Annotated in this window: 9 protein-coding genes; 4 read left to right on the top strand and 5 right to left on the bottom strand. The window is 73.6% G+C overall.

Annotated elements, in window-relative coordinates; translation table 11 throughout:
- Positions 1 to 8: 8 nt before the first annotated feature.
- Positions 9 to 269 (bottom strand): WhiB family transcriptional regulator, encoded by a 261-nt coding sequence (locus DAA34_RS06360; RefSeq protein ID WP_106818096.1) that lies wholly within the window; start codon positions 267 to 269, stop codon positions 9 to 11.
- Positions 270 to 495: 226 nt separating this feature from the next.
- Between DAA34_RS06360 and DAA34_RS06355 the strand changes: the two genes are divergently transcribed.
- Entirely contained in the window at positions 496 to 1,488 is a 993-nt protein-coding gene (locus DAA34_RS06355) for a 2-phospho-L-lactate transferase CofD family protein (RefSeq protein ID WP_106818095.1), read from the top strand.
- Between the two features lie 2 nt (positions 1,489 to 1,490).
- Here the strand turns inward: DAA34_RS06355 and DAA34_RS06350 are convergent, their stop codons facing one another.
- Positions 1,491 to 2,339: a peptidoglycan-binding protein gene (locus DAA34_RS06350; RefSeq protein WP_456077581.1), complete on the bottom strand. Its 849-nt coding sequence runs from the start codon at positions 2,337 to 2,339 to the stop codon at positions 1,491 to 1,493.
- A 680-nt stretch (positions 2,340 to 3,019) separates the two neighbouring features.
- Between DAA34_RS06350 and DAA34_RS06345 the strand changes: the two genes are divergently transcribed.
- Together DAA34_RS06345 and DAA34_RS06340 are read left to right on the top strand one after the other, a co-directional pair.
- Positions 3,020 to 3,826: a CoA transferase subunit A gene (locus tag DAA34_RS06345; protein ID WP_106818093.1), complete on the top strand. Its 807-nt coding sequence runs from the start codon at positions 3,020 to 3,022 to the stop codon at positions 3,824 to 3,826.
- Between the two features lies 1 nt (position 3,827).
- Entirely contained in the window at positions 3,828 to 4,454 is a 627-nt protein-coding gene (locus DAA34_RS06340) for a CoA transferase subunit B (protein ID WP_106818092.1), read from the top strand.
- Positions 4,455 to 4,470: 16 nt separating this feature from the next.
- Here DAA34_RS06340 and DAA34_RS06335 read toward each other — a convergent pair whose 3' ends face one another.
- The 3 genes from DAA34_RS06335 to DAA34_RS06325 form a co-directional block, all read right to left on the bottom strand.
- The gene (locus DAA34_RS06335) at positions 4,471 to 6,591 is read right to left on the bottom strand and encodes a cell wall-binding repeat-containing protein (protein ID WP_106818091.1); all 2,121 of its coding nucleotides are present in this window, start codon (positions 6,589 to 6,591) and stop codon (positions 4,471 to 4,473) included.
- On the bottom strand, positions 6,588 to 8,183 hold the full coding sequence (locus DAA34_RS06330; RefSeq protein ID WP_106818090.1) for a peptidoglycan recognition protein family protein: 1,596 nt from the start codon (positions 8,181 to 8,183) through the stop codon (positions 6,588 to 6,590). The genes DAA34_RS06335 and DAA34_RS06330 overlap by 4 nt, the downstream gene beginning before the upstream one ends.
- A 136-nt stretch (positions 8,184 to 8,319) precedes the next feature.
- Positions 8,320 to 9,318, bottom strand: coding sequence for a glycosyltransferase family 2 protein (locus DAA34_RS06325; RefSeq protein WP_267894607.1), 999 nt, complete (start codon positions 9,316 to 9,318; stop codon positions 8,320 to 8,322).
- A 78-nt stretch (positions 9,319 to 9,396) separates the two neighbouring features.
- Between DAA34_RS06325 and DAA34_RS12460 the strand changes: the two genes are divergently transcribed.
- The gene (locus DAA34_RS12460) at positions 9,397 to 10,995 is read left to right on the top strand and encodes an LCP family protein (protein WP_234354140.1); all 1,599 of its coding nucleotides are present in this window, start codon (positions 9,397 to 9,399) and stop codon (positions 10,993 to 10,995) included.
- Positions 10,996 to 11,032: the final 37 nt, after the last annotated feature.

The raw sequence follows: 11,032 nt of genomic DNA, 5'->3' as shown, positions 1-11,032 counted from the left end.
GGAGGCGATCAGACCGCGCGCTTCTTGAGCTTGCGGCGCTCGCGCTCGGACAACCCGCCCCAGATCCCGAAGCGCTCGTCGTTCGACAGGGCGTACTCGAGGCACTCCTGCCGGACCTCGCAGCCGACGCACACCTTCTTCGCCTCGCGCGTGGAGCCGCCCTTCTCGGGGAAGAAGGCCTCGGGGTCCGTCTGCGCGCACAGCCCCCGCTCCTGCCACGCCATCTCGGCCTCGGCATGGCCCATCGCCACCAGCTGGAGTTCGTGCATGGCCCCTCCGACCTGAAGAACACTCGACCCGGAACACCGACTGACCCGGATGGCCACCCGACCTGTTCCCCCGGCGCCACGGTGTGACGAGGAGGACACGCATGGAATTACACGCGTGTCATCCGTGGCTCGTCAAGCCGATGAGCGGTATTGGGCCTCGATCCCCGGCGTGTCGTCCCCGACACGCCGGGGACGGGGTCGATGACACGTCGGGGAGGATGGGCCGGTGCAGATCACCGTCATCGCCGCCGGCCCGGCCGGCCACGCCCTCGCGCCCGCCCTCCTGAGCCAGGCCCCCTCCGGGAGCCGTCTCACGGTCCTCGCCTCGACGCTCGCCGACGCGACCGACCACGGCCTGCGGGTCTGCCCCGACGTCGACGCGCTCGTCCGGGCACTGGCGACGGAGAAGGAGAGCGCCGCCGGGACCGCCGCCGGAACAAGCACCGCGGCCGTCGACGAGCTGGCACGGCTGTCGGGCGTCACCCCGCTCCCGCGCGACGACGCCCAGCTCGCCGCCGCGGTCCACCGCTCGCACCTGCTCGGCACGGGACGCACCCTGTCCGACGCGACGGCCGACGCGTGCCGGGCGGCCCAGGTCCCTCAGGAGGTGACCGTCCTGCCCCTGACGGACGACCCCGTCGAGACCCACGTCGTCCTCGACCCGGACGAGCCGGTGGCCCACCAGGTCCGTGGCTGGGTCCCCGACGGCGGCGGGCCCGACCTCGTCCGCGTCACGAGCGCCGGTCTCGACCGCGCGACCCCGGCCCCCGGGGTCCTCGATGCCGTCCGCACCGCCGACCTCGTCGTCCTCCCCGGGGACGACCTGCTCCTGTCGACGGGGCTCGTCCTCGGCCTGCCCGGGATCCGCGACGCGCTGCGGGGGACCTCGGCCCGCGTCGTGGCCGTCCTGCCGGTCTCCGGTGACGAGCCGGTCCCCACGGGGGACGCCGCCACCGACTCCCGGGCACGAGCGACCGCCGCGTTGCTCCCGACCCCGCGCGCCCGCGCGGCCGCGAGCGTCCTGGCCGACGTCGCGGACGTCCTCGTGGTCGACCCCTCCGACGCTGGCCTGCGCCTGCCCGGCACGGCCCGCACGACGATCACCCCCTGTCTCCTATACTCCTCTCCCCGCCCACGAGACGGACCCCCACCTCCTATGCCGTCTTCTGCTTGCAAAAAAAAAAAAACTCCAGCCTTCACTAATTTACAATATTTCTAAGATTAAAATAATATNGCGTGGTTCGTGCTCGTGGCGGTTGCCGCGGGTTCGGCCCCGGTGGTCAGGGCGTTCGAGCGTGCTGAACGCGGGGTCGACGCGGTCCTGGGGAGCCTCTTCGCGGCGCTCGGCGTGGGAGTCCTCGTCGACGCCGTCCGCTGACCTCCAGCGTCGAGGACGGCACGCCCCCGAGGTGGGGGCCCCCGGGGGGGGACGGTGTGGGGGGGCGCCTGGGGGGCGGGCAGGCCCAGGAGCAGCGCCCACGTCCGCGGACCGACGACGCCGTTGGCGGTCGTCCTCTTCGAGCGCTGGAACTCGATGACCTTCGCCTTCGTCATGGGACCGAACCGGCCGTCCCCGGTGAGCCCGCCGAGCTTGGCCTGGAGCGCCTTGACGGCGTTGCCCTGCGATCCCATCTTGATCCAGGTCTTGCGGTAGGCGTACGCCGACTTCGTCATGGTGCCGCGCGGGGCGACCTTGTTCAGGTCGACCAGCCGCTGCCACATCGCCTTGTCGACGACGCCCGTGACGGGCAGACCCTGCTTCTGGTGGAAGTTGGCGACGTGCCAGAACGTCCGCTGACCGAACGCGCCGTCCGCCGGCAGGCCGAGCGCCTTCTGCACGAGCGCGACGTCCTTGCCGGTGTCACCCTTGCGCAGCACCGGGTACTCCCGGAGCTGCGGGACGACGGGACCGGTCGAGCTCGAACCGTCGGGGTTGACCGGCCGTCCCGTCCACCACGAGGTCTTCTTCAGCGCGCCGTCCCACGAGAAGCTGAAGTGGATGTGGTCGGTGTGGGGGGAATCCCCGACGTACGGGGCCCAGCCGCGGTCCGGGTCGTAGGCCCGCCACATCTTCTGGTTCCAGATGATGTACATGACCCCGAACCGCCGGGCCATCGCGCCCTTGTGGCCCTCGCGGTCGGGTGCGGTGAGCCACTGGACCACGGAGTCGGCGACGGCGCGCTCGTACGGGTCGTACGCGCTGAGCATCCAGTCGAGGGCGCGGCCCTCCGAGTGCTCGGTCACCCCGGAGTTGCAGTTGCGGCTGATGCCGTAGTTCCACTTGTCGTAGTGCGCGGCCATGAGGCGCGCGAAGGCGACGACGCCCGGCTTCGGGTCGGGCTGGCACGTCGTCTGGCCGACGTACGTCGGCTGACCGTCGAGGGCCTTCGGCAGCCACTTGCTCGGCGGGGCCGGCACCGCGCGGGAGGCGGCGTGGACGCTCGTCCCGACGGGAACGGTCAGGGCGGGCAGGACGACGGCGGCGCCGACGAGACGACGAGCACGGGACACGAGCGCTCCTGGGACGGAAGACCGGCGGGGACCGGATCGAGCGAGTGGCGTCGGCGGCGGCCGACGTCACAGTCGTCACACAGGAACCACTGGCACCCTCTCGCAACAACCGGGCTCTTTTGTCCCACTTGTGACACCCGCCCTACAAGCCCAGCCGACGAACTACATCCGTGTAGTTGCCCGGCGGTCGATCGTGATCCGGGTCACCTCGACAGTCACCCGGGCGGTTCGGTCGCGCCATGGACAAGGTCGTCCCCTCCCCCGCCGACGCGGTCGCCGGCATCGCCTCCGGCGCCTCCATCGCCGTCGGGGGGTTCGGTCTCTGCGGCATCCCGTCCGTGCTCATCGACGCCCTCCTCGAGCGCGGGGTCACCGACCTCGAGTGCGTGTCGAACAACTGCGGCGTCGACGACCGGGGGCTGGGGGTCCTCCTGCGCGCCGGCCGGATCCGGCGCATGGTCAGCAGCTACGTCGGCGAGAACCGGAAGTTCGCGCGGCAGTACCTCGCCGGCGAGCTCGAGGTGGAGCTCACCCCCCAGGGGACCCTCGCGGAGAAGCTGCGGGCCGGGGGCAGCGGGATCGCCGCATTCTGGACGCGCACCGGCGTCGGCACCCAGATCGCCGAGGGCGGGCAGCCGTGGCGCTACGCCCCGGACGGGTCGGTCGCACTGGCCTCGCCGCCGAAGGAGACGCGCCTCTTCCCGGTGACCCGCCTGACCGCCGACGGCCGGACCAGCACCGAGGATCACGCGTTCGTCCTCGAGGAGGCGATCTCGACCGACCACGCGCTGATCCGGGCGTGGAAGGGCGACCGCCACGGCAACCTCGTCTTCCGGACGAGCTCGCGCAACTTCAACCCGCTGTGCGCGATGGCCGGCCGGGTGTGCGTCGCGGAGGTCGAGGAGCTGCTCGAGCCGGGCGAGCTCGACCCCGACGAGATCCACCTGCCCGGGATCTTCGTGCAGAAGGTCCTTCCCCTCACCCCGGAGCAGGCCGCGGACAAGTCGATCGAGCGCCGGACGACCCGCGCGAGCCAGGAGGCGTGACATGGGACTCACCCGCGAGCAGATGGCCGCCCGCGCCGCCGCAGAGCTGTCCGACGGGGACTACGTCAACCTCGGCATCGGGCTGCCGACGCTCGTCCCGAACTTCGTCCCCGACGACGTCGAGATCGTCCTGCAGTCGGAGAACGGGCTCCTCGGCGTCGGCCCCTACCCGCGCGTGGAGGAGGTCGACGCCGACCTCATCAACGCGGGCAAGGAGACGGTGACGCTCCGGCGCGGGGCGAGCACGTTCGACTCGGCCACGAGCTTCGCGATGATCCGCGGCGGGAAGGTCGACGCGGCGATCCTCGGGGCGATGCAGGTGGCCGAGAACGGCGACATCGCCAACTGGATGATCCCCGGGAAGATGGTCAAGGGCATGGGCGGCGCGATGGACCTCGTCCACGGGGCGCGTCGGGTGCTCGTCCTCATGGAGCACGTCGCCAAGGACGGTAGCCCGAAGATCGTCCAGCGGTGCGACCTGCCGCTGACCGGGCGGGGCGTCGTCCAGCGGGTCATCACCGACCTCGCCGTCATCGACGTGACCCCCGCGGGCCTCGAGCTCGTCGAGACCGCGCCCGGGGTCACGTCGGACGAGGTCCGCGAGCGCACCGGGGCCCCGCTGCGCTGAGCGGAACGACCCGGGGTCAGCTCTCGGCGGCCCGGGTGGCGGCGCTGGCGGGCACCGCGGTCGTCCCCCCGAAGACGCGGATGCGCTCGAGCGACGGATCGCTCTGCAGGAGCCGCAGGGAGTGGGTCGGCACGGTCGCCCCGGAGGTCAGGACGAGCGGCCGGCGGTACGCCCCGGCAAGCGCGGCCTCGGCGACCCGGTCGTCCTTCCCCGGTGCGAGGACGACCTCGCTGCGGCCGAGGGAGCCGGCGAAGGCCGTGGCCACCTGCCGGCCGACGGAGTAGCGGTCACCGGAGAACCTCCGGACGTAGATGCCCCGGCGCTGGAGCGGCCCCGTCACCCCCGTCGTCACGAGCGAGGAGGATCCGACGACGTGCGCCGACGCCGGGTCGATGCGTCCCAGCGCCGCGCTCGTGCGGGTCGGCAGCGAGCTCGGCGGCACGAGGAGGAACGGCTGGTAGCGCACCGTCGCGACCGGCGAGAACGGCACGGACGCGCCGAGCGTCGTCCGGGTCGCGACGACGACCGACGGGACGTCCCGCCGGGCGTCGACGAGCTCGGCGACGCGGGCGGTGCGGGCGTACGGGTCGGTCCCACCGACGCGGTAGGCCCTGAGGCCACGGGCCTTGAGCGCGGAGACGACACCGTCGGACACCGAGCGCGTGCTCCCGATGACGTACACGGTGCGCAGGTAGCCCTTGCGGCGGTCGAGCTCCGCGAGCGTGCCCGACGGCAGACGGGTCGCCCCGGTCATCAGCTGGGGCCCGGCGACCGCGCTCGCGAACGGGCGGGCGGCGAGGACGTCGACGAGGTCGGCATCGGCGCTGCCGGTGAGGACCGCGGTGCTCGCACGCACGCTCGTGCGGCGGGCGAGGACGAGCGAGGCGTCGACGCGACCGGACGTTCTCGTGCGCACCGCCGGGTGGCGCAACCAGGTGCCCGACAGACCGAACCGCCGTCGGAGGTCCTCGCCGTCCATCGACGCGGTCGCGCCCGACGAGGAGGTCGCGACGGCGACGTCGACGCCGTGCCCGGTCGTGCGCCGGGAGAGGTCGAGCCGGGCGATGTCGCGCAGGCCGAACGCGCTCGCGAGGCTGCGGCGGGGGATCGTCGTGCGCCACGACCGGCGCGGGTTCTCCGCCCGGGTGCTCCACGGGTCCCATGCCGAGCGCAGGTAGGGGACGGGGCTGCCGCCCCACACGTCCTCGTTCTCCTGGCTCCAGCCGCCGTTGCTGCTGGAGTAGTAGGCCTCGATGACCCGCCCGTCGTAGCGCGGCACGTAGCCCGTCGTCGAGCTCCCGGCCGCGCGCACGGCGGCCCGCCAGCGCGGCAGGTACGCGCGCTCCGTCGCGGTGGGGTACGTGCCGAACACCTGGTCGGAGACGGAGTCGAACACGTGGCAGCCGCACGACGGGCGCACCCCCGCAGCGACCTTGCGCAGGGCGTAGGACCGGGCCGCGGCGGCCTGGGTCTGCAGGGCGGCCGACGGCCACGACCACGGCATCTCCTTGATGCCGTCGAGGTACTCGTCGTGCATGCGAGCCCGAACGACGACCTCGAGCAGCCCGGTCGTCCCCGGCGAGGGGAGGATGCCGAGGGAGCCGACGCCGTACCGCTTGCCGTCGGTCGAGACGGTGCTTGCCCCGTGGGTGAAGGTGACGACCGCGCTGGGGCCGGAGACCGACGTGCGCGAGCACCCGCTGCCGCATCGGGCGACGACGCCCGACCCGGAGCGGACGACGGTGACGGTCCGACCGGCGGGTGCCGAGAGCGTGCGACCGCCGGCGGCCACCCGGATCGTCCCACCGCCGGCGGTGAGGGCCTGGCCGACGATCGCGGTCGAGCTGACCCGGTGGCGCACGTTGACCCGGATGGTCGCGGTGTCGGCGACCTTGTCGTAGGTCGTCCCGCGGTAGTAGTGCGCGAGGATCTGCGGGGCGGTGCGGCCGGCGTCGGCCATCGCCTTCGCGCCGTACTGGCTCATCCCGACGCCGTGACCGAAACCGCTGCCGCGGACGACCCAGTCGTCGGCGCGGGCCGGGGACGCGGAGGACGCGGCGGCCGCCAAGAGACCTGCCGTGACGCAGAGGGCGGCGAGGACCCGCCGGAGAACGCGCCGGAAGAATGTGGAGGTCATTGCTGCTCGCAGAAGCTCGGGGGGGACGTGGGGGTCGACCGGACCCACACCCTGCGGGTCCAGGCCGCTGGCGCGGGACTCTTCCCGGTCCGGTCGACGGCCGTGAGCCGGAGGGTGTAGTACCCGGGCGGGGCCCAGGAGCCGTCGAAGAGGCGCCCCGTCCAGCCGGTGCGGATGGGGTTGGCCGCCGAGGCGTACCCGCTCGTGTACCGGACGAGGCCGCCGCACGGGTGGGTCGCCTCGAGCCGGTAGCGGATGTAGCCCTGCACCTTCGCGTTCAGCCGCGGCCCGAGGGTGCCGTAGGTCCACCGGCTGGCGGTGAGCGAGGGCGTCCAGAACATCGCCTTCTGGCGGTACCTGGCGCCCGAGCGGATCTCCGGCAGCCGGCGCTGCAGCGCAGCCCCGGGGCAGCCGGTCTGGTTCGCATCCCGGTGCCCGGAGATCGTGCTGAACCACCGTGTCGCCGCGCCGTCGCTCATCGCCACCCGACCGGCGGGGTCGACATGGTGCAGGCCGAGCTTCCACGCGTAGAGCCGCTTGTACGCCAGCAGGGTCGCGTTGCTCGGCGACGAGGTCGTGTGGTCCCCGATCGAGGCCATGGCGAACGACTGGCTGTTGTACCCGTGGGTGTGCGCGCCGATGACGGGCTGGGTCACGCCGCCGTACCGTCCCTCCCAGATGCGGCCGAAGCGGTCGACGAGGAAGTTGTACCCGATGTCGTTCCATCCCCGGTCGAGGACGTGGAAGCGGTAGATCCCACGGATGAGCGCCGGCACGTCATCCTTGGCGTACCCGTTCGAGTTGACGGTGTGGTGGACGAAGCCGGCGCGGATCGTGCCGTACTCCGGCTCGCCCCGGCGGATGCTCTCGTCCGCTCCCCACTGGGCGCGGGTGAGGGCGGTCGGGCGGGCCGCCGCCGCCTGGGCGCTGCCCAGCGCCGGTGCCGTGGGGACCCGACCGGCGTCGTCGTCCGCCGGCACGTCCTTCGGGTCGATGAGGCTGAGCCGCATCCCGGCCGGCGCTCCGACCCCACCGCCGGGCAGGTCGTCGACGCGCACCTGGACGGCCGTCGACTCGTCGACGATGAGCGGGTCGGTGCCGCCCCGGGCGCGCGCGCCCTCGGCGGAGTCCGGGTCCGGCCCGTGATCGGCATCGGTCGTCAGGGCCTCCCATCGGCCCCAGCCCGACTCCGAGCGGGTACGGACGAAGACGGCGAGATCGTCACGGTGCCCGCGCCAGCTCACCCCGACGACACGGAACGGCTCCGTCGCCCGCTCATCGGTCGCGGCGACGGTGCGGCTCAGATCCCGGTCACCCACCTGCTCGAACCGCGTGCCGGCGCTCGCGGACCCGGCGGCGCTGGCCCGCTCCGCGGCGGGGATCGAGGGTGCGTCGGCGAGCGCGGCGCGGTCGACGCCGCGCAGGGGAATCGTCTCCGCCGAGGCCGCCACCGGCGCGGGTGCCTCGCCACCGCCCGCGGTGAGGACGACCGGCGCACCGACGGCGGAGACGGCGGCCACCGCGACCGCACAGGCGCGCTGCGGCAGGGTACGGGCGCGGGAGCGCAGGCGGGCGGTGAGGGTCCGGGTCATGGACACGTCCTTGTCGGGGGCGCCCCCTGTCTCGGGAGCGGGCCGGCGGGAGGGACCGGGCCGCAGCAGGGTACGCAGTCACACGCGTCCCTCGAAACCCACCCGGACCATCCCTCACCTCCCGGTCAGCCTCCGTTCACACGCCTGGCCCGTCGGCCAGCCGACGGGGGCTGCGGAGGAACCCGACCCCCCACGACCAGTGCATGACGCCGAGCGCGAGCGGGACCCGCACCCGCGTCGACCACCGTTCGCCACGGCTGATGGCGATCCCGCCGACCGTCACCGCACCGACGTACGCGAGCGGGACGGCCCGGGCGATCGGCACGACCGTGCCCAGGAGTGCGGCCGCGCCGGTCCCGACGACCATCGCGGGCGGAGCGAGGTAGCGCAGGTTCGCCGTCCCCGGGTGACGGCGCGCGACGACCCGCCGCCACGTGCCGTACCCGTGGTACTGACGGGCGAGGGCGGTCGGGCTGGACCGGGGCCGGTAGGTGACGACGAGCTCGGGGGTGAACCACACGGTCCCTCCGGACGTCCGGATGCGGTGGTTCATCTCCCAGTCCTGCGCCCGGGCGAAGTGGGCGTCGTAGCCCCCGACCCGCTCCAGCGCCGCGCGCCGGAACACCCCCAGGTAGACGGTGTCGGCCTCCCCGGCGGCGCCACCGACGTGGAAGCGGGCGTTGCCGACACCGATGGGGCTCTTCATCGCGCACGCCACGGCCCGTTCGAAGGGCGTGGTCCCCTGCGCGTCCATGACCCCGCCGACGTTGTCCGCCCCGGTCTCCTGCAGGACGCGCACGGCGGTCGACACGTAGTCGGTCGGGATCTCGGCGTGCGCGTCGACGCGGGCGACGATCTCTCCCTCGCTCGCGGCGATGGCTGCGTTGAGCCCGTCGGGCGTCCGGCCGCTCGGGTTCGGGACCGTGCGCACCTCGGGGTGCTCACGGACGATGCGCGCCGCGACCTCGTCGGTGCCGTCGGTCGAGGGCCCGAGGGCGAGCACGAGGTCGAGCGGGCCGTCGTAGTCCTGGGACAGCACCCGGGCGACCGAGTCGGCGAGGTGCCGCTCCTCGTCGAGGACCGGCATGACGACCGTGACGTGGGGGCGCTCGACGACGGGCTCCGGCGGGATCACGGCCCCAGTATGCCGACGCGTGCGCGCGGCCCGTGCCACCTCCAGGCCCCGGCCAGCGGTGCGCCCTACCCTGCTCCCATGCCCCCCTCCGACGACCGGCCGCGCCCGATCCCCCAGCGGCGGACCTCCCGGCCCGTCCGGCCGCGGGCCGCGACACCGCGTCCGGACGAGGAGACGCCGGGACTCGGCCGCCCCGCGACGCCGACCCCCAAGAAGCCCGCGCAGCAGAGGCCCGCCCAGCAGCAACCCTCGCCGCAGGCACGCCAGCAACAGGCACGCCAGCAACAGGCACGCCAGCAGCAGGCACGTCAGCAGCAGGGCGCGCGTCCCCGCCCGCCGGTCGACGAGGCGAACCGCACCCGCACGATGCGCCCCGTCCGACCAGCCGCAGCCACCTCGACGGACCGCCCCGAGCGTCCGGCCCCACCGGCCGAGCGCCGGGGCCGTCCGGCGACCGAGGGTCGGCGCCCCGACGGTCGGCCCGCGCCCCAGCGGGTCCGCACGAGGGCAGGGGCGGCTGCCGGAGGGGCCTCGGCGGCGCGGGCGGCGACCGCGGCCGATGACCGCGAGCGCACCCGGGGGGACATCCAGGCGAGCACCACGCGCCCGTGCGCGCCTCAGCGCCCCGACCCCGCCCGGCCGCGCCCGGCCGCTCTCTCGCGCGCCGAGGCTCCGGCCCGCCGCGACGACGACGGGGTGCCCCCGACCCGGCGCCCTCGTGCCCGGCGGCCGCTGCGCACGGCCGGGATCGTCCTGCTGTGCCTCGCCCTCCTGTGGGGCGGTGGCATGTGGTGGGCTGCGGCCTCTGCATGGGACAAGGTCCGCAAGGTCGACGCGACCCCCCACGGCGAACGGGTCGCCGAGGGCCGTGGCCGCAACGTCCTCATGGTCGGCAGCGACAGTCGCAAGGGCCTCTCCCGGGCCCAGCGCAACACGTACGGCACCGGCGGGGACGTCGGGGCCCGCACGGACACGATCATGGTCCTGCACATGGGTGACGGGAAGCCGACGCTCATGTCGATCCCCCGCGACAGCTACGTCAACATCCCGGGCCATGGGATGAACAAGATCAACGGGGCGTACAGCATCGGCGGGGCCGATCTCCTCGCGAAGACCGTCGAGCAGAGCACCGGCCTGCGGATCGACGGCTACCTCGAGATCGGCTTCGGCGGCTTCGCGAAGATCGTCGACGAGGTCGGCGGCGTCCACATCTGCGTCAAGCGGGACATGAACGACCCCAAGGCCCACATCAACCTCAAGAAGGGGTGCCAGACCCTCAAGGGCAAGGACGCGCTCGGCTACGTGCGGGCCCGCTACTCCGACCCCGAGGGCGACCTCGGCCGGGCGACGCGGCAGCGGCAGTTCCTCGGCGCGCTCATGGGCAAGCTCGCCACCCCGACGAACATGCTCCTGCCGTGGCAGGCGAAGTCGGTCGGCGATGCGACGGCGAAGACCGTCACCATCGGCAAGGACGACTCGATGTGGGGCACGGGCCAGACCTTCCTCGCCCTGCGCCGGGTCGCCAAGGGTGACGGCTACTCGGTGACGGTCCCGACGTCCGACAGCGACCTCCCCACCCCCGTGGGATCGGCCGTCCAGTGGGACGAGGCCGGGAGCAAGCAGCTGTTTGACGACCTGCGCAACGACCGCCCGCTGAGCGTCCAGCCGGAGGGGTAGACCGCGCGCGCACCGGCTACGTGCGGTGGTGGAAGCG

It is taken from the genome of Janibacter massiliensis (assembly GCF_900289115.1).
GTDB lineage: Bacteria > Actinomycetota > Actinomycetes > Actinomycetales > Dermatophilaceae > Janibacter_A > Janibacter_A massiliensis.
This window is presented reverse-complemented; position numbering and strand designations above follow the sequence as displayed.